General features: G+C 42.7%; 14 protein-coding genes, 3 tRNA genes and 3 rRNA genes. 12 read left to right on the forward strand and 8 right to left on the reverse strand.

From position 1 onward, the window contains the following. The first annotated feature begins 977 nt into the window (after positions 1-977). The 3 genes from ACPZ3T_RS02800 to ACPZ3T_RS02810 all read left to right on the forward strand — a co-directional run bounded on the left by ACPZ3T_RS02800 (position 978) and on the right by ACPZ3T_RS02810 (position 5,922). Positions 978-2,813 carry a two-component system response regulator gene (locus ACPZ3T_RS02800; RefSeq protein WP_490273475.1) on the forward strand — a complete coding sequence of 612 codons (1,836 nt, stop codon included), beginning with the start codon at positions 978-980 and terminating at the stop codon, positions 2,811-2,813. Between the two features lie 219 nt (positions 2,814-3,032). Then, positions 3,033-4,145: a circadian clock protein LdpA gene (gene ldpA, locus ACPZ3T_RS02805; protein WP_490273476.1), complete on the forward strand. Its 1,113-nt coding sequence runs from the start codon at positions 3,033-3,035 to the stop codon at positions 4,143-4,145. A 40-nt stretch (positions 4,146-4,185) separates the two neighbouring features. After that, entirely contained in the window at positions 4,186-5,922 is a 1,737-nt protein-coding gene (locus ACPZ3T_RS02810; RefSeq protein ID WP_490273477.1) for a R3H domain-containing nucleic acid-binding protein, read from the forward strand. A gap of 87 nt (positions 5,923-6,009) precedes the next feature. On the opposite strand, the gene rrf is transcribed toward ACPZ3T_RS02810, so the two are convergent. The 7 genes from rrf to alr form a co-directional block, all read right to left on the reverse strand. Then, positions 6,010-6,127, reverse strand: a 5S ribosomal RNA gene (gene rrf / locus ACPZ3T_RS02815). A 97-nt stretch (positions 6,128-6,224) separates the two neighbouring features. Further along, positions 6,225-9,049: ribosomal RNA gene (locus ACPZ3T_RS02820) — 23S ribosomal RNA — on the reverse strand. 160 nt (positions 9,050-9,209) lie between these two features. Further along, positions 9,210-9,282: transfer RNA gene (locus tag ACPZ3T_RS02825), tRNA-Ala, on the reverse strand. A gap of 86 nt (positions 9,283-9,368) precedes the next feature. Continuing rightward, positions 9,369-9,442, reverse strand: a tRNA-Ile gene (locus tag ACPZ3T_RS02830). A 119-nt stretch (positions 9,443-9,561) separates the two neighbouring features. Continuing rightward, positions 9,562-11,049, reverse strand: a 16S ribosomal RNA gene (locus ACPZ3T_RS02835). The 16S, 23S and 5S rRNA genes sit together here with 3 tRNA genes alongside, the layout of an rRNA operon. A gap of 423 nt (positions 11,050-11,472) precedes the next feature. After that, positions 11,473-11,553 (reverse strand) — tRNA-Leu (locus tag ACPZ3T_RS02840). A 122-nt stretch (positions 11,554-11,675) separates the two neighbouring features. Next, entirely contained in the window at positions 11,676-12,863 is a 1,188-nt protein-coding gene (gene alr, locus ACPZ3T_RS02845; protein WP_490273478.1) for an alanine racemase, read from the reverse strand. A gap of 512 nt (positions 12,864-13,375) precedes the next feature. Between alr and ACPZ3T_RS02850 the strand changes: the two genes are divergently transcribed. The 4 genes from ACPZ3T_RS02850 (at position 13,376) to ACPZ3T_RS02865 (ending at position 18,542) form a co-directional block, all read left to right on the forward strand. Further along, on the forward strand, positions 13,376-13,873 hold the full coding sequence (locus ACPZ3T_RS02850) for an HNH endonuclease (RefSeq protein WP_490273479.1): 498 nt from the start codon (positions 13,376-13,378) through the stop codon (positions 13,871-13,873). A 1,217-nt stretch (positions 13,874-15,090) separates the two neighbouring features. Then, positions 15,091-16,377, forward strand: coding sequence for a DHH family phosphoesterase (locus ACPZ3T_RS02855; protein WP_490273480.1), 1,287 nt, complete (start codon positions 15,091-15,093; stop codon positions 16,375-16,377). 421 nt (positions 16,378-16,798) lie between these two features. Next, positions 16,799-17,293: a phosphohistidine phosphatase SixA gene (gene sixA, locus ACPZ3T_RS02860; protein ID WP_490277100.1), complete on the forward strand. Its 495-nt coding sequence runs from the start codon at positions 16,799-16,801 to the stop codon at positions 17,291-17,293. Positions 17,294-17,405: 112 nt separating this feature from the next. Next, positions 17,406-18,542 carry a citrate synthase gene (locus ACPZ3T_RS02865; protein ID WP_490273481.1) on the forward strand — a complete coding sequence of 379 codons (1,137 nt, stop codon included), beginning with the start codon at positions 17,406-17,408 and terminating at the stop codon, positions 18,540-18,542. A 132-nt stretch (positions 18,543-18,674) separates the two neighbouring features. Here the strand turns inward: ACPZ3T_RS02865 and ACPZ3T_RS02870 are convergent, their stop codons facing one another. Beyond that, positions 18,675-18,866: a hypothetical protein gene (locus ACPZ3T_RS02870; RefSeq protein ID WP_490273482.1), complete on the reverse strand. Its 192-nt coding sequence runs from the start codon at positions 18,864-18,866 to the stop codon at positions 18,675-18,677. 201 nt (positions 18,867-19,067) lie between these two features. Here ACPZ3T_RS02870 and nuoH point away from each other — a divergent pair, with 201 nt between their 5' ends. The 5 genes from nuoH (at position 19,068) to ACPZ3T_RS02895 (ending at position 22,814) form a co-directional block, all read left to right on the forward strand. Next, positions 19,068-20,186 carry an NADH-quinone oxidoreductase subunit NuoH gene (gene nuoH, locus ACPZ3T_RS02875; RefSeq protein WP_490273483.1) on the forward strand — a complete coding sequence of 373 codons (1,119 nt, stop codon included), beginning with the start codon at positions 19,068-19,070 and terminating at the stop codon, positions 20,184-20,186. An 87-nt stretch (positions 20,187-20,273) separates the two neighbouring features. Beyond that, positions 20,274-20,858, forward strand: coding sequence for an NAD(P)H-quinone oxidoreductase subunit I (ndhI, locus tag ACPZ3T_RS02880; protein WP_490273484.1), 585 nt, complete (start codon positions 20,274-20,276; stop codon positions 20,856-20,858). 82 nt (positions 20,859-20,940) lie between these two features. After that, positions 20,941-21,549, forward strand: coding sequence for an NADH-quinone oxidoreductase subunit J (locus ACPZ3T_RS02885; protein WP_490273485.1), 609 nt, complete (start codon positions 20,941-20,943; stop codon positions 21,547-21,549). Positions 21,550-21,581: 32 nt separating this feature from the next. After that, positions 21,582-21,887, forward strand: a complete 306-nt coding sequence (gene nuoK / locus ACPZ3T_RS02890; RefSeq protein WP_490273486.1) for an NADH-quinone oxidoreductase subunit NuoK — start codon at positions 21,582-21,584, stop codon at positions 21,885-21,887. A gap of 6 nt (positions 21,888-21,893) precedes the next feature. After that, on the forward strand, positions 21,894-22,814 hold the full coding sequence (locus tag ACPZ3T_RS02895) for an NAD(+) kinase (RefSeq protein WP_490277101.1): 921 nt from the start codon (positions 21,894-21,896) through the stop codon (positions 22,812-22,814). The last annotated feature ends 65 nt before the right edge of the window (positions 22,815-22,879 follow it).

A 22,879-nucleotide genomic window follows, 5' to 3' on the forward strand; every position in this document is an offset into this window, starting at 1 on the left:
TCACCCATAACAGTTGGGGTGAAATTCATGATAATTATTGATTAACTATCATAAATCTGGCTAAAAATTACCCAATTAATGTTTCACCCCGGCTAAATTATATTTTTTACAGTCAACTAAACACTTTATTCAGATCAGGGAATTACAAGTAAAAAATATTGCAATATAATTGCAATTATGCTTATAGAGTTTCTAGTCTCCTGAGGCAAAAATCTCTTTGTCCCTCTCTCTTGAAAAGTTTCCTACGGAGGGAAACCTTCCTCCAGAACTTTTCGCTGCGCTCTACTCCGCGCACCTCTGCGTTTCAAAATATTATCTATACCTCCCTTAAATCAGAATTTTTCCTTAAACAATTATCAAAACTCAAAATATATAATTCTGACATCCTCTGTTAACTCTCATCACAAATTCAGGGGATATTTTGCTAATTAATTAAAAACCTTTAAGCATTTTTCCTAGCTTGTTGGCAATTTGAGGAGGATTTTTTATACATTAAAGATAAATGTAGTTTATAATACACTTATTTTCTGTGACTGACTTTTAGTGCTAATGGTGACATTCTTGATGAGCAGTCATCTTATGTAAAACAGTTAAAATGCGATTTAACACTTAATTAAGATACACATTGTGTATTTCGAGGTGATAGATGGCAAGTTATGGTGTTATAACAAATTTGAGGTTTAAATCTCAAAAGATATGCTCTAAAAGCTTAAGTAAATATAAATTTTTTGGTATTTTTATACACTACTAACAGCTAGTTGCTTGACATATCTTACTATTGTAATTTAGTGGTATCCCTGAAATTCAATGTAGCTGATATGGGTGAGATGATCTAAAAAAATAAATTATCTAAGTAAAAATGAAACTCATCAGCCCATTTTAAATTTAATACAGGAAATTCCTTTAGATCAAAACCTCAGTATTTAGCAAAAATATTATTTTTAGAAAATCATGGAACTGAGCGGAATAAATGTAGAATGAATTACCAATGGTTAGAGACATCTAAAAAAGATATTTTAATAATTGACGATATGGTAGACAACCTCCGAGTGTTGTCATCAATTCTCACTAGAGCCGGATATAACGTTCGTAAGGCTTTAAACTGGCAAATGGCACTAACTGCTTGTCAAACAGTATTACCAGATTTAATTTTACTGGACATTATGATGCCAGAAGTAGATGGTTACGAAGTGTGCCAACGGTTTAAAGCTTGGGAACTCACTACGGATATTCCTATAATTTTTATTAGTGCATTAGATGATGTATTCGATAAAGTGAAAGCGTTTAAAACAGGAGGAGTAGATTATATTACTAAGCCTTTTGAATTAGAAGAAGTTTTAGTAAGAGTCCAAAATCAAATAAAGTTACGGACAACACAATTAGAAATTATTAGACTGAATTGTGAGTTGGAACAAAGGGTAAAACAGCGCACGTTAGAGTTAGAAAAGGCATTGATAAAATTACAAAAAGAAATTACTGTTCGTGAATCTTTGCAAAATAAATTATTGGAACTAGCCCTTCATGATTCACTCACGGGATTGCCAAACAGAGCTTTATTTATTCAGTATATAGAAAAAGCCTTACATCGTGCTAATCAGGACTCTGATTATCATTTTGCAGTCATGTTTTTAGATTGCGATCGCTTCAAGGTTATCAATGATTCTTTAGGCCATCTAGTAGGAGATGAATTACTGATCGCTATTGCCAGGCGCATTCAGTTATGCCTAACATCATGTGATATCTTAGCAAGATTGGGTGGTGATGAATTTGGGATTATTTTAGAAAATTTGTCAGATATTAATACAGCAATTAAAGTGGCAGAATGTATATTACAAAAATTATCAACTACTTTTAAACTGGCAAGATATGAAGTTTTTATGAATGTCAGTATTGGTATCAATTGGGGTAGTAAGGAGTATCAAAAACCAGAACATTTGTTACGAGATACTGATACAGCAATGTACCATGCTAAAGCTTTGGGAAGGGCGAGATATCATGTTTTCGATCCATGTATGTATCAAGATGCTATCCACGTATTAGAGATGGATAATGACCTACGTAAAGCTATTGAACGAGAAGAATTTCTGATTTATTATCAGCCAATTATTGCTTTATCTACAGGTAAAATTTCTGGATTTGAAGCTCTTTTGAGATGGCAGCATCCCCATCGAGGCTTAATTTATCCCACGGAGTTTATTCCCGTAGCTGAGGAAACAGGTTTAATTAAACCTATTAACACATGGGTATTGCAATCAGCGTGTCAACAGCTTTGCATTTGGCAAAATCACCCAGCAACACCAGAAAATCTGACTATCAGTGTTAATTTGAGTGCGCGCTTATTTTATCAACCTAACTTTATTGAGCAAATTGATCAAATTCTCTATGAAACCCAAGTTAATCCCAGTAGTTTAGAATTAGAAATTACCGAAAGTGTAATTATGAACAATACTGAAGAAATCAAGGTGATTTTACAAGCACTCAAACAACGCAAAATCAAACTTGTTATGGATGATTTTGGAACAGGCTATTCATCCTTAAGTTACTTACATAATTTCCCTTTTGATGCCTTAAAAATTGATAAATCTTTTGTCAAACTTATGCAAGAAAATAAAATAAACATGGGTTTAGTCCCTGCAATGATTAGCATTGCTGAATCTATGGGCATGAAGGCAATTGCAGAAGGGGTGGAAACCCAAGAACAATTAATTCAACTCAAAAATCTAAATTGTGATTTTGCTCAAGGATATTTATTTTCTGAAGCTATAGAACAAAAATCAATTATTGATTTTCTTAAATTACCACCCCAATGGTAAGTTATATCAATAAACTTTCAGAATAAAACGTAAAATTTTAATCAATACTTTGACCTTATATTTGCTTAATTTATCATTAAAGCCCACTTAAGTCAAATTAGTAAAAGTCTCCACATGAGTCAAAGATTATACCTTTGAATCAATGGATGGAATCAATGGATGGATAATTATATTGGTCTGAGACTTCTATTTTTAGTCACTTAAAAGCATAATAGAAATGTGACTCATATCTTACCCCCATTACAATCCCTAACAAAAGGTTGTTGGTTCAAGCTCATCTGTGGAGCTAGTTTCCAGCACCTACCTACAGTCAGAACTTTAGCATTAGCCTACACTTTGGCAGGTGCTGACTGTATAGATGTGGCTGCTGATCCAGCAGTAATTATAGCAGTTCAAGAAGCTTTACAAATAGCCAAAACTCTAGTCTCTCAAGCCCAAGGACGAGGCTTTCAATACACAGGTGATTCTCCACTGTTAATGGTCAGTTTAAACGATGGAGAAGACCCTCACTTTCGCAAAGCTGAATTTGATGCTGCCAAGTGTCCTCCAGACTGCTTAAGACCATGTGAAAAAATTTGTCCAGCACAGGCAATTATATTTAATCGTAGAGCGGATGATTTTTCAGGAGTTGAATCTCAGAAGTGTTATGGGTGCGGTCGTTGTTTGCCCATTTGTCCATATGATATAATTTATACAGAATCTTATATATCAACACCATCAGCGATCGCACCATCAGTCATATCTACGGGGGTAGATGCAGTAGAAATCCACACAAAAGTAGGGCGTTTAGCCGAATTTCATAAATTATGGCAAGTAATCTCACCTTGGGCAGAAAAATTGAAAATATTAGCCATCAGTTGTCCTGATCAAGAAGGAATAGTTGAATATCTTAAGTCTATCTACAACCTAATTTCTCCCCAATGTCAAAGAATAATTTGGCAAACTGATGGCCGTCCTATGAGTGGTGATATCGGAGACGGTACTACATTGGCAACTGTAAAATTAGGTCAAAAAATTTTAGCAGCTAATTTACCAGGATATGTACAGTTAGCAGGTGGCACGAATAGATATACAGTTGCTAAGTTAAAAGCAATGGGATTATTAAATTGTGGTGAACGAGCCATCAAAAATCAGCCCTACATTGCTGGAGTAGCTTATGGTAGCTACGCTCGTGGATTAATTTCTCCCATTATCGAACAATTAGAAAGCAAGGAGGTGAATCATCATATTCAAGCCAGTATCCGCCTAGAACAAGAACCCGATTTACTCTGGCAAGCCGTTGAGCTTGCATATTCTCTCGTTTCCCAAATCAAGTTACCGCAAGAGCGATAATCGCTCGTTCGTTATCTCTCAAAACGTCACAATAGAAAGCATGACGATAACAGACGATCTCCAAAAGTTATTAGATATTTTGCCCCAAGACTTGCAACAAGTACTAGAGAATCATCCCAGAATAGATACTTTAGTAGAAGTGGTCTTGGATTTGGGTCGTCGTCCAGAGGCTCGGTTTCCCCATCAAGCCGAGTATCTGAGCGAACTTCCAGTCACTCAAGCACAGATAGATGATTGTATTCACAGAGTAGGAATCTTTGGCGGAGATAATCGAGCAGGAATTGAGCAAACCTTGCATCGGATCAGTGCTATCCGCAATCGTAATGGTAAGATTATTGGCTTAACTTGCCGCGTGGGTAGGGCTGTATTTGGCACGATAGGCATGATCCGCGATTTGGTAGAAACTGGTAAATCGATTCTCATGCTAGGAAGGCCAGGTGTAGGTAAAACCACGGCTTTAAGAGAAATTGCCCGTGTTTTAGCAGATGAATTGAATAAACGTGTAGTTATTATCGACACATCCAATGAAATCGCTGGAGATGGGGATATAGCTCACCCTGCGATTGGTCGTGCTAGAAGGATGCAAGTAGCTCATCCAGAACTTCAGCATCAAGTCATGATTGAGGCAGTAGAAAACCATATGCCAGAAGTCATTGTCATTGATGAAATTGGTACGGAGCTAGAAGCTTTAGCCGCACGTACCATTGCTGAACGAGGTGTGCAATTAGTGGGTACTGCCCACGGCAACCAGATAGAAAACTTAATTAAAAACCCTACCCTTTCCGACTTAGTAGGTGGTATTCAAGCTGTAACACTAGGAGACGATGAGGCAAGACGACGGGGTAGTCAAAAAACGGTTTTAGAGCGCAAAGCTCCTCCTACCTTTGAAATCGCTGTAGAAATGTTAGAAAGGCAACGTTGGGTAGTACACGAAAGCGTTGCTGATACAGTTGATAATCTTCTCAGGGGTCGTCAAGCTAACCCGCAGACGAGAACCGTTGACGAGCAAGGTAAAGTTGCAATTACGCGCCCACTAGCTGTTGTGAACGGTCGTGGTGGACACTCAATAACATCTGAAGACCCTTTCTCCTCAGCAAGACAATCTACAGGCTGGCGGTCATCAGGACAAATGCTAGCATTGCCATCCTTACCTGTAGAGCGGGAGAGAGTTGCCAGTCCTAGTGAATTTGACCGCTTGCTCGACGAGTCGTTTAATTCCTCTGAAAGCTTTGACTTTAGTGCCAGCAGACAAGCTGGGCCTAATGGTGAAGACTTACCACTGCATATTTATCCATATGGTGTCAGTCGTCATCAATTAGAACAGGTGATTAATGTACTAACTTTACCAGTGTTATTGACAAAAGACATTGATAGTGCCGATGCCATTTTAGCACTGCGATCGCACGTCAAAAACCATGCAAAGTTAAGACAAATGGCTAAAGCTCGCCATGTGCCAATCCACATGATTAAATCTAGTACCATACCTCAAATTACGCGTGGTTTGCGGCGGTTGCTCAATATCGATGAGCCAGAAAGTACTGATGATCGAGAACTGCAACTGTTTTTGCATAATAGCACCGACGACGAGATTGATGCACTAGAAGAAGCAAGACTAGCCGTTGAGCAAATAGTCATTCCCAAAGGACAGCCTGTTGAATTATTACCTCGTTCTCCTCAAGTGCGGAAAATGCAACATGAGTTAGTAGAACACTATCGACTCAAATCCCACAGTTTTGGAGAAGAACCAAATCGACGTTTAAGGATTTATCCAGCATAGATTCAGAAAAAAGACAAAGAAAGGTCACAATAATACAAAAACTCCCTTGAGATGATATCAAGGGAGTTTTTGTTATCCAAAAAAAGAACCTGGCACTGAGCGATTGTGGCAGGAGGCAACCCTCCAACTATCGTAGCCGCAGCAGCGTTTCACCTCTGAGTTCGGGAAGGGATCAGTGTGGTTCCACCGCGCCATAAGCACCAGGAAAGACAGTGAACAGTGAGCAGTTATCAGTTATCAAACAACTGTCACCCATTCAGAAACCCTGAAGACTGCAAGAAACGCGAATTGCCAATGATTATGAGGTCAAGCCCTCGGTCTGTTAGGACTCCTCAGCTACATACATTACTGCACTTCCACTTAGAGCCTATGAACGGGTGTTCTGCCCGTGACCTTACCTACTTTTCGTAGTGAGAACACTCATCTTGAGGTGGGCTTCCCACTTAGATGCTTTCAGCGGTTATCCGCTCCGAACTTGGCTACCCAGCGTCTACTGTTGGTACAATAACTGGTACACCAGCGGTTCGTTCCTCCCGGTCCTCTCGTACTAAGGAGGAATCCTCTCAATGTTCTTACGCCTGCACCGGATATGGACCGAACTGTCTCACGACGTTCTGAACCCAGCTCACGTACCGCTTTAATGGGCGAACAGCCCAACCCTTGGGACGTACTTCCGCCCCAGGTTGCGATGAGCCGACATCGAGGTGCCAAACCTCCCCGTCGATGTGGACTCTTGGGGGAGATCAGCCTGTTATCCCTAGAGTAACTTTTATCCGTTGAGCGACGGCCATTCCATTCTGCGCCGTCGGATCACTAAGGCCTACTTTCGTACCTGCTCGACTTGTCGGTCTTGCAGTCAAGCTCTCTTTATGCCTTTACACTCGCCGCACGGTTTCCAAGCGTGCTGAGAGAACCTTTGCGCGCCTCCGTTACCTTTTAGGAGGCGACCGCCCCAGTCAAACTGCCCACCTGAAACTGTCCTTCTACCGGATAACGGTAGCAAGTTAGAATCCTAGCTTCGCCAGAGTGGTATCTCACCGTTGACTCCATATCCCCCACAAGGAATATCTCTTCGTCTCCCACCTATCCTGCGCAAGCGAAGCCCGGACACAATTCCAGGCTACAGTAAAGCTTCATAGGGTCTTTCTGTCCAGGTGCAGGCAGTCCGTATCTTCACAGACATTCCTATTTCGCCGAGTCTCTCTCTGAGACACCATCCAGATCGTTACGCCTTTCGTGCGGGTCGGAACTTACCCGACAAGGAATTTCGCTACCTTAGGACCGTTATAGTTACGGCCGCCGTTCACCGGGGCTTCGGTCGTCAGCTTCATGTTACCACTGACCAACTTCCTTAACCTTCCGGCACTGGGCAGGCGTCAGCCCCCATACTTCCTCTTTCGAGTTCGCGGAGACCTGTGTTTTTGGTAAACAGTCGCCTGGATCTCTTCACTGCGACCAGCTCTCGCTGGCACCCCTTCTTCCGAAGTTACGGGGCCATTTTGCCGAGTTCCTTAGAGAGAGTTATCTCGCGCCCCTTGGTATTCTCAACCTCCCTACCTGTGTCGGTTTCGGGTACGGGTAATCTACTTTCATCACATTCCTAGCTTTTCTTGGCACTATCCTTCCCCACTCGGAGTTCGTAAACTCCTCCCAAACCAATCAGGGTGTGGCTATCTTTCATGCGTCCCTAGCAATGCTCCAGTACATTAGTCAGGGATTGTTGACCCTGTGTCCATCGACTACGCCTTTCGACCTCGCCTTAGGTCCCGACTAACCCAGAGTGGACGAACCTGGCTCTGGAACCCTTAGGGTTTCGGGGCATTGGATTCTCACCAATGTTTGCGCTACTCAAGCCGACATTCTCACTTCCGTTTCGTCCACAGCTGCTCGCCGCTACTGCTTCTTCCTACCACGGAACGCTCCCCTACCGATTAATGTTTAGTTAATCCCACAGCTTCGGTACATCGCTTAGCCCCGTTCATTTTCGGCGCAAGACCGCTTGACTAGTGAGCTATTACGCACTCTTTCAAGGGTGGCTGCTTCTAGGCAAACCTCCTAGTTGTCTTTGCAGTCTCACCTCCTTTCTCACTTAGCGATGATTTGGGGACCTTAGCTGGTGGTCTGGGCTGTTTCCCTCTTGACAATGAAGCTTATCCCCCACTGTCTCACTGGCAATGTGTTCTCTAGGTATTCTGAGTTTGTCTCGATTTGGTACCGGTCTCCCAGCCCGCACCGAAACAGTGCTTTACCCCCTAGATATATTCATTACCGCTGCGCCTCAACACATTTCGGGGAGAACCAGCTAGCTCCTGGTTCGATTGGCATTTCACCCCTAACCACACCTCATCCGCCGATTTTTCAACATCGGTCGGTTCGGACCTCCACTTGGTTTTACCCAAGCTTCATCCTGGACATGGTTAGATCACCAGGGTTCGGGTCTATAAATACTGATTATCGCCCTCTTCAGACTCGGTTTCCCTTTGGCTCCAGCTACACCGCTTTAACCTACCAGTACCTATAACTCGCCGGCTCATTCTTCAACAGGCACGCGGTCATCCGTTTAATCGGACTCCCACTGCTTGTAAGCTCACGGTTTCATGTTCTATTTCACTCCCCTTCCGGGGTTCTTTTCACCTTTCCCTCGCGGTACTTGTTCTCTATCGGTCACACAGTAGTATTTAGCCTTACGAGATGGTCCTCGCTGATTCACATGGGATTCCTCGTGCCCCATGCTACTCGGGATTCAACTACTATCCTTAAGTTTTCGACTACAGGACTTTCACCTCCTCTGGTGCAGTATTTAGCTGCTTCGTCTAACCTCTAGATTCGATATCGTTGTCCCTCTACCCCAAAAGATATATCCTTTGGTTTAGGCTCTTCCCCTTTCGCTCACCACTACTTAGGGAATCTCTTTTGATTTCTTTTCCTCCAGCTACTAAGATGTTTCAGTTCGCTGGGTTGGCTCTTTCCTGTCTATATATTCAACAGGTAGTATTTAGGGTTGCCCCATTCGGATATCTCCGGCTCTATGTTTGCTTCCAACTCCCCGGAGCTTTTCGTCGGTAACCACGTCCTTCTTCGCCTCTGTGTGCCTAGGTATCCACCGTTCGCTCTTATTAGCTTGACCACTTTACATTGGTTTTTATCCGCAAACACTCGAATTTTTCTTGAAGATTCTTGTGTCTGCCTGCTATAATCGCGTTTCTATGCAGTTTTCAAGGTTCTGGCTGGATTTACCCAGCAGTCTAACTTCCGTTAGTTGCTGAGTTTTCCTCTTTCTTTTCATGTGGAGGTTAGCGGACTCGAACCGCTGACATCCTGCTTGCAAAGCAGGCGCTCTACCAACTGAGCTAAACCCCCCAACCGAATTTTCGATTTTGGATTTGCGATTTTCGATTGAACAATACAATCTAAAATCTAAAATCGGCAATCTAAAATTCTTCAGGTGGGCCATCCTGGACTCGAACCAGGGACCTCACCCTTATCAGGGGTGCGCTCTAACCACCTGAGCTAATAGCCCATACGAACCTCATTATTAGTTTGAAAGCCTATTCAACTTCTGCGACCGACCTAGAGTAGACCATCTCAGTCTCTATTTGCTTTTCGCTTTCGATTTCTGATTTGGGTAGGTCTCCCTAAAAAGGAGGTGATCCAGCCACACCTTCCGGTACGGCTACCTTGTTACGACTTCACCCCAGTCACCAGTCCTACCTTAGGCATCCCCCTCTCCGAAAAGTTGAGGTAATGACTTCGGGCGTGACCAGCTTCCATGGTGTGACGGGCGGTGTGTACAAGGCCCGGGAACGAATTCACTGCAGTATGCTGACCTGCAATTACTAGCGATTCCTCCTTCACGAAGGCGAGTTGCAGCCTTCGATCTGAACTGAGCTACGATTTCATGGATTTGCTTCACATCGCTGTGTCGCTGCCCTTTGTTCGTAGCATTGTAGTACGTGTGTAGCCCAAGACGTAAGGGGCATGCTGACTTGACGTCATCCCCACCTTCCTCCGGTTTGTCACCGGCAGTCTCTCTAGAGTGCCCAACTTAATGCTGGCAACTAAAAACGAGGGTTGCGCTCGTTGCGGGACTTAACCCAACATCTCACGACACGAGCTGACGACAGCCATGCACCACCTGTGTTTGCGCTCCCTAAGGCACTTTCCCCTTTCAGGGAAATTCGCAACATGTCAAGTCTTGGTAAGGTTCTTCGCGTTGCATCGAATTAAACCACATACTCCACCGCTTGTGCGGGCCCCCGTCAATTCCTTTGAGTTTCACACTTGCGTGCGTACTCCCCAGGCGGGATACTTAACGCGTTAGCTCCGGCACGGCTCGGGTCGATACAAGCCACGCCTAGTATCCATCGTTTACGGCTAGGACTACTGGGGTATCTAATCCCATTCGCTCCCCTAGCTTTCGTCCCTCAGTGTCAGTTACGGCCTAGTAGCACGCTTTCGCCACCGGTGTTCTTCCTGATCTCTACGCATTTCACCGCTACACCAGGAATTCCTGCTACCCCGAACGCACTCTAGCTCTGTAGTTTCCACTGCTCTTATGAGGTTGAGCCTCACTCTTTAACAGCAGACTTTCAGTGCCACCTGCGGACCCTTTACGCCCAATCATTCCGGATAACGCTTGCATCCTCCGTATTACCGCGGCTGCTGGCACGGAGTTAGCCGATGCTTATTCCTCAAGTACCTTCAGAACTTATTCCTTGAGAAAAGAGGTTTACAACCCAAGAGCCTTCCTCCCTCACGCGGTATTGCTCCGTCAGGCTTTCGCCCATTGCGGAAAATTCCCCACTGCTGCCTCCCGTAGGAGTCTGGGCCGTGTCTCAGTCCCAGTGTGGCTGATCATCCTCTCAGACCAGCTACTGATCGTCGCCTTGGTGCGCTCTTACCACACCAACTAGCTAATCAGACGCGAGCTCATCTCTAGGCAGCAAGCCTTTCACCTTCCGGCACATCCGGTATTAGCCACCGTTTCCAGTGGTTGTCCCCGACCTAAAGCTAGATTCTCACGCGTTACTCACCCGTCCGCCACTAAATCCTAAGATTCCGTTCGACTTGCATGTGTTAAGCATACCGCCAGCGTTCATCCTGAGCCAGGATCAAACTCTCCGTTTTGTTAAGTTTGCTTTTAGCTCTTTCTTTGGCTGCTCTTTTTACACCTCAGCCTGGTGTGTATTTTTCTTGACGCAGGCTAGTTGTTTTTTTCTGGCTTTCAAACTATAATTTTTTCAAGGTTCGGTTGCCTCGGACTGCGCTTCGTCGCGCTCTCCTTTCAGGCACTTATTCAATATAGCTAACCCTCTTGGGATTGTCAACTCCTCATGTTAAAAAATTTGTTCTTCAGCAGTGATGCTATAGATTGTAAGCATTGCTAGATAAAACTTTTAGTTGTTTTAATTTATTTTTTTGAGATAGTTGATCATTATTAAAGCAAACACTTCTAGTTCTTTTAAATTTAAATAAGTGCGTTGACATAATAAAAAAGGGTTTTTGGTCGTGTATGACCAAAAACCCTTTTTTATATCCTATTAGATTTTATGCGGATGAAAGGACTTGAACCTTCACTCCAGAGGAACTAGAACCTAAATCTAGCGCGTCTGCCAATTCCGCCACATCCGCATTATCTGTCTATGCTAGCATAACATATATTCTGAGGGAATAGGTAAAAATTAAAAATTAATGATCAGTATCTCAGGTACGATTTAATTACATTTACGTGCGCCTCGGTTGGAGACATTACGTTACATTACCGCTACACGAGGTAAGCGATGTTTGAATCCGCACAAAATTTCCCAGGAAATCGTCTTTAATTCTTCTGCCCAATCATCTGCTGTGATTTTTTGATTGCCTTGTTCACCAAGTAAAGTGACTACTTCACCTTCTTGTAAATCTGGAATACTAGTTACATCTATCATTAACTGATCCATTGTGATTGTGCCGATTTGTGGTACTCGCTGACCGCGAATTAAGACCTGCAACTTGTTGGAAAGATTTCGTGGTACACCATCTGCGTAACCAATACCAACAACCGCTAGGCGTATTTCTCTAGGGGCAATAAATTTATGACCGTAGCTGACACCTGTACCAGGAGCAATCGTTTTAACGTGGGTAACTCGTGCGTTGAGTTGAAGAACAGGTTTTAGGTGAATTGTGTGTTGTAAATGTGGCGCGGGATAGAGTCCATACACGGCTAATCCAACACGCACTAGGTCGTAATGTAATGTTGAGTCTGTGAGAGTAGCTGCTGAGTTGGCAAGGTGTAGACAAGGAATTTTAATTTTTAAAGCTTTGATTTGAGCGATCGCTTCCTCAAATCTTTGATGCTGTTGCTGCATAATTGTCTGGTCTGGACTGTCTGCTGTAGCCAGGTGGGAGTAAATACTGGCAATGTCAAGATGAGGCAGACGGTCTACTAGCTGTATAAATTCACCTGCTTCTTGCCAGTTAGTGCCTAATCTAGACATTCCTGTATCTAGTTTGATATGTACTGGGATAGGAGAACTATACTCAATGGTTTCTAAGGTGTTAGAGAATATTAAAGCTTGCTTGGGACTGCTGATTGTGGGTTGGAGTTGCCAGTGAGTGATCGCATGAATTTGTTCTGGTGTATGGGTTGCGCCTAAAATCAAAATTGGTGCTTTGATACCACCTTCTCGGAGTTGAATCCCTTCAGGAACTGTGGCAACTCCTAACCAATTTGCACCAGCTTGCAAGACTGTTTGTGCTACTGTAACTGCACCATGACCATACGCATCTGCTTTGACTACAGCCATCAATTGGGTACGTGGTGATAAAAACTGCTTGATTTGCTGTACATTATGATTTAAAGCATCTAAATCAATTTCTACCCAAGCCCGTTGTGAGAACCAGGCATACGTATCACACTTTTGATTGGCAGCAATCTTTGCAGCTTGTTCCCTACTCAACATTTTTACTCTCTCCTATCACACCACTATTGAGTTTAATTAGTTCAGAGTTAATCAGGAAGTTTAACCTTCATTACGGAATAAATACAATATACCTGGGTTAATAATTGAAAACTTCCTACCTTTAGGTGTAAGCAGTGCTTCGCTGTAAGTCATACAAATATCTATTGAGATATTTAATCGGGAATAGGAAGGTAATAATAAATGCTCAGTGATTTATTGCCTATTCCAATGTGCATTTAAAGAATTTTGATTGTTTATTTGATGATTAGTAAAATTTTTTGTCGCTTATAAGTGATATTTACTACTGGATACGGAAATCAACAGAGACAATAATATTGTTGATTATTCCTGCAAAATCTAAAAATAAATATATATTGCAAACCTCTAGCTAATTAGCACCTTCCACCCATATCATTTTTTGAAAAATTTTTGTAAGTATAATTTATTCTCATCTCCCCATGAGCTGAGATTCGTGTTAATATATGTAAAACTAATACCTTGAGCGTTAATCAATGGGGAAGGTTTTAGTCCTAAACGCCTCTTACGAACCGCTCAATATAACGAGCTGGCGTCGTGCTGCGGTTCTGTTAATTAAAGGCAAAGCAGAACGTGTTGAACACAACGGTAAGTTTCTTTATACAGACTTTCCGCTACCAACAGTGATTAGGTTGCGCCATTATGTGCGTGTGCCTTACAAGGAAATCCCTCTAACTCGCCGAAACATCTTGCATCGTGATGGACATACTTGCCAATACTGTGGTTACACAGGCGATGAATTAACATTAGACCATGTGATCCCGCGATCGCGAGGTGGTGGTGATAGTTGGGAGAATATTGTTACAGCTTGCGTCCGTTGTAACGTTAAAAAGGGTAGCCGGACTCCACAAGAAGCTCATATGCTACTACGGCATCAGCCTCGTCAACCTTACAGTAGCCTTTATTTCGAGGTAAGCAAGCACCTTAAGAGTGGACACCATCAAGAGTGGCAAAAATATGTTATAGGACTTTAGTGTTTAAGTCTATAATGCTGAGTACCCGGTAGTTTATCGTTACTTGATCCGGGTGCTATACTTGCCCGCACACCATGAAAAAAAATTAATAATTTTTAATTTTAATTTACTTGTATATCAAGTTTCTATTAAAAGTTATTTCTAATATATTTTTCATTTATGATACATAATTTGTTGCGCGTTTTTTCTACTTTAGATAATTAAATTAGGTGATATGCACCTGAATGATGCAACAGCTAGATATTATAGCTTATAAAATATTAGAATGTAGAAGTCTGCTAAAAATAATTTTTAAAATAAAGTTATTTATGTATAAAACTATAATTTTATACATAAAGCTTTTAGTTACTGAAGATAAATCAGCAGTAACTGATTTGACATAAAGTGAATTTTCGCTGTAAGCCGAAATAATATCTAATGTATTAAGAACTATCGAATGGCTAAAACTAGTGGGAAAAAATATTTAATAAGTAGCCGTCATGAACTACGTACACCAGAACACATGAAAAAGTCTGTTCCTTACACCCCTATACCTTTACACACGCGAGTTTCTACAAGTCGGCATTCGCCCTTGGCGTTGCCGTTCGCGTTAGCGTCTCTGAAGGAAAAGGCTAGCCGCCCAACGCACTCGCTCCCCTACACCCCTTTTTCAAGCTAGAAAGATATAATGTAAGGACGAACTTAAGCCTATGGTAAAAACGGTAATCTAGGGTAACATAGGGCTTGTGGTTGTATCACAAATGCGCCAAGTTTAGTTTCATTTCAGTACAAACGGATAAAATAATAGGTAAACATAGAACTATATGTAGCAATCCGATTTGATTTCTGAACTTACTCGTGAAGCTAGGGTTGGGGGAACGTGGTTAGAGGAACAAAAACCGTACTGGGGTTTTTTCAAAAGTCAAATAGGATTCCTAATATTTCTTACCTAAATACTGAGTTAAACAGATATCTATCTAGAAACAACAGCAGAAATTCAGCGTTGTTTGAGATAAGCTTGACAATATCAGGAATCTTGGTTTTCAAGCTCTATGTGCATTCTGGTAGAATTAGGTAGATTGATGAATTATCTGATTGACAAAAAATATACCGAGATATATATCCCTATCTCCTCAGATTTTTGCAAAAATCAGTAACGTGGGGCTAAATCAATCAACTGCTGCTTGTAGTGTCTCTAAAAAAATTAATAGAGCCTCATACTTAGAACAAACTTTACCATGCAATTACATTCTTCTTTTATTAAGCAGTCTGATAGTTTTCCCTTGACTACCGAGTCTCATTCGGAGGACGCTGAGATAGACAAAGAAACGGAAGCATCACTGACTAAATCTACTTCGCCAACATCCACACCCGAAGGAGTAGGGATATATCTAGGACAACGTAGTAATTCTCTGGCATTGCAAAAATCAGAAGAATTGCAAAAGACACTGCTATCACATCGGCATGAGCGTCAGTTGATTATTTTGCAAGATTTTCCTGATCCTGATGCCCTTTCTTGTGCTTGGACTTACCAACTCATTGCTCAGCAATACGATATCAAATGTGAAATTATTTATGCTGGGACTTTAAGCCACCAAGAAAATATAGCTTTAGTCAAGCTAACGGGTTTGCCTGCACAACGTTGGACACCACAATCCCTGAAGACAAAAGACCTATCAGGTTATCAAGGTTTGGTTTTGATTGATAACCAAGGTACAACCAGTCAGCTACTAACATCTTTACAACAAGCAGGAATACCGATAGTAGCAATAATTGATCATCATAGTTTGCAAGCGGACTTGAAATCAGAATTTCTGGATGTGCGTCCGTATGTCAGAGCTACAGCTACGATTTTCACTCAATATGTTCAGTGTGGTTTACTAGCTTTAGATAGCAGCATTAGTCAGCACGTTAAATGTGCTACTGCTTTAATGCACGGCTTGCGTTCAGACACGAATCGCCTAATGCAAGCGCAAGAAGAAGATTTTATGGCGGCGGCGTATCTGAGTCGATTTTATGATGCTCAACTGCTTAATGCGATTCTTCAAGCTAACCGTTCTAAACGGGTGATGGATGTAATTGAGCGATCGCTCAAAAACCGTATTGTCCAGAATAACTTTTCCATTGCGGGTGTTGGTTACTTACGCTATGACGATCGGGACGCTATCCCCCAAGCCGCAGATTTTCTAGTGACAGAAGAAAACGTACACACTGCTGTGGTTTATGGCATTGTTCACGATGAAGATGATGAGTTAGAAGTAGTGATTGGTTCACTGAGAACAACCAAACTCACTCTTGATCCTGATGAATTTATCAAAGAAGCCTTTGGACAAGATAGCACCGGACGATTTTTTGGTGGTGGGAGAACGGGTGCTGGTGGCTTTGAAATTCCGATGGGATTTTTATCTGGTGGTAATGAAAATTCTGCTTATGCCAGAATGAAATGGGAAGTATTTGACGCGCAAATTAAGCAGAAGTTACTGAAATTGGTGAATCCTAAAGATAACCCCATTCAGTCTGAGTAGGTTTTGTGTTCAACTACTAAAAATTGAGAGCTAAACATCAAAAATCTAACAGTTCTCACATGGTAAACAGCCTCAGAATTAATTTCTGAGGCTGATAGCTTTTTACTAAAGAAATGCTACCAGAGCAAATGGGAAAATAATTATTAGCGCGATCATCTCGATAACATACCAAGATATGGACTGCGATCGCCTATAGGAATGGTATTTGATTTCTGAAAAAATCTAAGTATGTGTAGGGTGCGTTACGGCTTACGCCTAACACACCACCGGCCTTGGTGCTAACACAATGACAATATTGCAGGAGGAAAATCCACACTGCAATGTGCCTCCCCTACGTATCTGTTCAATAATCAATTCAGATTCCTATATATTTCGCTGAGATATTCCAAAATAAAATATGTTAATTCACTGGGGTGCGACTGTGGAACTGTATTTTATTCGTCATGGCATAGCAGAACAACAACAGGCTGGAATTAAAGATGAGGAACGCCAGCTAACCAAAGAAGGAAGACAAAAAACAGAGAAAGTAGGACAGAGATTAAAAAAACTGGGTTTGCAATTTGATTTGATTGTCACTAGTCCTTTAGTCCGCGCTCGGCAAACAGCAGAAATCCTCCTAGAAGTAGGACTTAGTTCTCAAATAGAAGAATCCAACCATCTAGCTCCTAATGGTCATATTTCCAGTTGGTTAGATTATTGGTTGCAACCCAAAAACTTTGCCCAAAACGCCCAATTAGCCTTGGTTGGACATGAGCCTTGTTTGAGTAATTGGGCAGAAATTCTTCTATGGGGAGAAGCCAAAGACAGCTTAGTCCTCAAAAAAGCAGGTATGATCGGAGTAAAACTGCCAGAAAGTGGTTCACCTGTGGGTCAAAGTCAGATGTTTTGGTTGACACCTCCCAGGTACTTGCTATAACAGTTTGGCAGCAATTCTTTAAAGAATTGTTGTTAGCTAGGCTACTGTTATGGCAACCATCATTTCTGGTAAGTTAGCGTGTCGGATATTTCATTAAGCAAATGGTGTTGCCATGATGGTGTGCGAATACAAGCCTGGTTTAGAAGGCATTCCCGCCGCCCAATCGAGTATCAGTTATGTAGATGGGCAGAAGGGAATACTTGAGTATCGTGGCATTCGGATTGAGGAACTAGCAGCTAAAAGTACATTCTTGGAAACTGCTTACCTTTTAATCTGGGGAAAATTACCCACGAAAGATGAATTACAAGCATTTGAGGAAGAAGTTCGCTGCCACAGGCGAATTAAGTATCGCATTCGGGATATGATGAAATGTTTTCCTGAAAGCGGTCATCCGATGGATGCGCTCCAAGCCTCTGCTGCGGCTTTAGGCTTGTTCTACTCGCTGCGGGATTTACATAATCCTGCTTATATTCGGGATTCTGTAGTGCGCCTGATTGCTACAATTCCGACGATGGTGGCAGCATTTCAATTGATGCGGAAAGGCAACGACCCCGTTAAACCCCGTGATGACTTAGATTATTCTGCCAATTTCCTCTACATGCTCAACGAGAAAGAACCGGATGAGTTGGCAGCAAAAATCTTTGATGTCTGCTTAATTCTCCATGTGGAGCATACAATGAATGCTTCTACCTTCAGTGCTAGGGTAACAGCTTCCACTTTAACTGACCCCTACGCAGTGGTTGCTAGTGCTGTAGGTACTTTAGGCGGCCCGCTTCATGGTGGAGCTAACGAAGAAGTAATTCAGATGTTGGAAGAAATTGGCTCTGTGGCAAATGTTCGTCCTTATGTTGAGGAACGACTGCAAAGCAAAAAGAAATTGATGGGCTTTGGTCATCGTGTCTACAAAGTCAAAGATCCTCGCGCCACCATTCTCCAAGAACTAGCAGAAAAATTGTTTGCTAAGTTTGGGGCAGATAAGTATTACGACATTGCCCAAGAAATGGAACGGGTAGTAGAGGAGAAACTAGGTCACAAAGGAATTTATCCTAATGTTGACTTTTACTCTGGTTTGGTGTACAGAAAGATGGGAATCCCCACAGACTTATTTACACCAATTTTTGCGATCGCTCGTGTAGCTGGTTGGCTAGCTCACTGGAAAGAACAGCTAGCAGAAAACCGCATTTTCCGTCCTACCCAGGTTTACGACGGTAAGCACGATGTTCCTTACCTACCTCTTGACGAGAGGTAAGAGACGGAGCAGGGAGCAGGGGGAGAGCATTTCCATCAGCATTAGCTCAATGCCCTGCTATCCTTAATAGCACTCAATTCAATCTATTTCTTCTACCAAGCTGCACTATTAGTTCCATTGTCAATCACCTCACTACACTCTCAAGTTGGCAAATACCGACTTAATAGACAGTGGAGAACCGTTGCCAAAGTGGAAGCGGCAGTCTTTTGTTGCTTGTCTGAGGGATTGGGGATTGGGGACTGGGATTCTTCCCCTGCTCCCCTGCCCCCTGCTCCCCTGCCCTATGCCCCATGCCCCATGCCCAATTCCCAATGGACATAGCAAATCTCAATCCTAGCTATAAGTAGAAGTTCTTGTGTAGCTACAGAAGCCAAAAACCATCGGGCGATATACTAGGCATGGGTATTGGCAAAAAATATTAACTCAGGTGTCATCTCAATAGAGAGATAAATGGGTGTTGTTGCAAGTATTAGTTTAACTAATGATTGCGATTCACCATGACTTGATGACTTAAAGAGCAGAAACATGAACTCAGGAATTGACCTCCAAGGAACTTTTATTAAATCCTTGATGGATTTAGGACTCCCACAGGGGGCAGCTAAAGCAATTTGGATGCCTCTGCCCATGATCCTGATGCTGATTGGGGCAACAGTGGGTGTACTTGTTTGTGTGTGGCTGGAACGGAAAATTTCCGCAGCTGCACAACAGCGAATTGGCCCTGAATATATCGGGCCTTTGGGCTTATTAGCTCCCGTTGCCGATGGTTTGAAGCTGGTATTTAAAGAAGACATCGTACCGGCACAAGCTGATGCGTGGTTATTTACTCTCGGCCCTATCCTAGTCGTTCTGCCAGTGTTTCTGTCTTACTTAATCGTGCCGTTTGGACAGAATATTGTCATTACCAATATAGGGACAGGGATATTTTTGTGGATTGCTTTATCGAGCATCCAGCCGATTGGTTTGTTGATGGCTGGTTATGCCTCCAACAACAAATACTCCCTCTTGGGGGGCTTGCGGGCAGCAGCGCAATCAATTAGTTATGAAATTCCCTTGGCTTTGAGTGTGTTAGCGATCGCTATGATGTCTAACAGCCTCAGCACTGTGGATATCGTCAACCAACAATCAGGCTATGGTCTTTTGGGTTGGAACATTTGGCGACAACCCCTAGGTTTTATGATCTTTTGGATCGCCGCTTTAGCTGAGTGCGAACGCTTACCCTTTGACTTACCAGAAGCCGAAGAAGAATTAGTTGCAGGTTATCAAACTGAATACTCTGGGATGAAATTTGCCCTGTTTTATCTCAGTTCCTACGTCAACTTAGTGCTTTCTGCTTTATTGGTAGCAGTTTTGTACTTGGGTGGTTGGGATTCTCCCATTCCCATCAATGTTTTAGCAGGCTGGTTGGGAGTTACTGAAGTTAATCCCGTACTCGAAGTAGTCAACGCTGCTTTGGGTATTACCATGACCTTACTCAAAGCTTACTTCCTCATCTTTATAGCCATTCTCTTACGCTGGACAGTACCACGGGTAAGAATTGACCAGCTGTTAGATTTAGGATGGAAATTTTTATTACCAGTTGGGTTAGTAAACCTGTTATTAACCGCAGCTTTGAAACTGGCTTTTCCCGTCGCCTTCGGTGGTTAGTCCAATTTTAGATTTGAGATTTTAGATTTGAGAATCAATTCAAAATCTAAAATCCAAAATCCAAAATTCAACAGAGAGAGACACAAAATGCTCAAATTCCTTAAACAAGTTGGTGAGTACGCCAAAGAAGCAGTACAAGCCGGCCGTTACATCGGTCAAGGATTATCTGTCACCTTTGACCATATGCGCCGCCGTCCCGTCACTGTGCAGTATCCTTACGAAAAACTGATTCCTGGTGAAAGATTTCGCGGTCGGATTCACTATGAATTTGATAAGTGTATCGCCTGCGAAGTATGTGTGCGCGTTTGCCCGATTAACTTACCTGTAGTCGATTGGGAATTTGACAAAGCTACCAAAAAGAAAAAGCTCAAGCACTACAGTATTGATTTTGGGGTTTGTATTTTCTGTGGTAACTGTGTGGAATATTGCCCCACTAACTGTCTTTCGATGACAGAAGAGTACGAGCTAGCCGCCTACGATCGCCATGAACTCAACTATGATAATGTGGCCTTAGGTCGTCTGCCCTACAAAGTTACAAATGACCCAATGGTGACACCATTACGTGAATTGGTGTACCTACCCCCAGGCGTTCTCGACCCCCACGACCTACCCGCCGACGCACCCCGTGCCGGCGCACGTCCAGAAGACCTAGTAGAACAAGTGGAAAAGTAAGTGCCATTAGTCATTTGTCCTTTGCGAACGACTAATGACTAATGACCAATGACTAATGACTATTAACTGAGGACAAAAAACAGTGAATCTAGCGGAAGGAGTACAACTTGTTACCTTCGGCATACTGGCCGTAATGATGATTGGAACAGCCCTGGGTGTGGTGCTAGCCTCCAGCATTGTTTATTCTGCCTTTATGTTAGGGGGTGTGTTTATCAGCATTGCGGGTTTGTACCTGCTGTTGAATGGTGATTTTGTCGCCGCCGCCCAAGTGTTGGTTTATGTGGGCGCAGTCAACGTGCTGATTTTATTTGCCATCATGTTGGTGAACAAGCGGCAGAATTTTACCCCCTTCCCCAGTGCTGGCGTGCGAAAAATCCTGACTGCGATCGTGGCTGTAGGTTTGTTCGCACTATTAAGTACAATGGTATTAGCTACACCTTGGGCTTACTCCACTGCTGCGGCAACAGGAGAAAGTTCCATCGTGTTAATTGGTGAGCATTTCTTCTCTGACTTCTTATTACCTTTTGAATTGGCTTCAGTATTATTACTAATGTCAATGGTAGGTGCGATTATTTTGGCACGTCGTGAGTATCTGCCAGAAGTCAACCCCTCCGAATTGCCTCAAACTGTGTTGACTTTACCAGAACGTCCTAGAGAAATGGTAGGGGCTGGTACCGATACTCAAGAATAAATACAAGCCGTTCAGAAGGAAAACAAGAACTCATGCAACTCCAGTATTTTTTGTTACTTGCAGCCGCTTTATTCTGCATTGGGATTTATGGCTTAATTACCAGTCGCAACGCTGTCAGAGTGTTAATGTCAATCGAGTTATTGCTCAATGCTGTTAATTTGAATTTAATGGCATTTTCCAACTTTCTTGATGCAACATTAATTAAGGGTCAGGTTTTCACCGTGTTTGTGATTACCGTGGCGGCTGCTGAAGCGGCGGTAGGTTTAGCGATCGTGCTTGCCATTTATCGCAACCGTGATACCGTCGATATGGAGCAGTTTAATCTCCTGAAATGGTAATTGCGTGTGCAACTCAAGCAGGTAATCATTGCTTATAAAGCGCGAGACTCCCAGAGTAAACGCTGGGCAGAAATTTGCGCTAAACAACTAGAAAATCGCAATTGTCAGGTCTTAATGGGGCCTAGCGGGCCAAAAGATAATCCTTACCCGGTATTTTTGGCTTCCGCCGGACAACCAATCGATCTGGCAATTGTCCTAGGTGGTGATGGTACAGTCCTCACTAGTGCCAGACATTTAGCACCAGCAGGTATCCCCATTCTGGGAGTAAATGTAGGTGGTCATTTAGGTTTTTTAACTGAGTCAGTAGAAGAATTTCAAGATACGGAAGCAGTTTGGGATCGGCTGTTTGAAGACCGCTATGCTATTCAAAGGCGGATGATGTTACAGGCAGCTGTGTACGAAGGACACCGCACAAATTTAGAACCCGTTACGGAACGTTTTTTGGGGTTAAATGAATTTTGTGTCAAACCTGCTTCAGCCGATCGCATGATCACCTCTATCCTAGAAATGGAAATTGATGGCGAAGTGGTAGATCAATATGTGGGTGACGGATTGATTGTTTCTACTCCCACAGGTTCAACGGGTTATACTGTTTCTGCCAATGGCCCAATTATGCACGATGGTATGGAAGCGATTACCATCACGCCTATTTGTCCCATGAGCCTTTCGAGTCGTCCTATAGTTTTACCCGCCGGTTCAGTTGTGAGTATTTGGCCTTTGGGTGACTATGAGTTGACCACTAAATTATGGATGGATGGGGTCTTAGCAACTTCAATTTGGCCTGGACACCGTGTTGATATACGGATGGCGGAGTGTCGGTCTAAATTTATTATTTTGCGAGAGAATAACTCCTACTATCAGACACTACGGGAAAAATTGCTCTGGGCAGGTACTAGGGTTCGCTACGCTAGTAATCATCAAAATTGATGATTCAGTTAATTTCTCACCTAATACAATGACTAAGCATTTTTTCTGGAATAGCCTATGAATCT

Source organism: Aliinostoc maniaoense, from assembly GCF_058172895.1.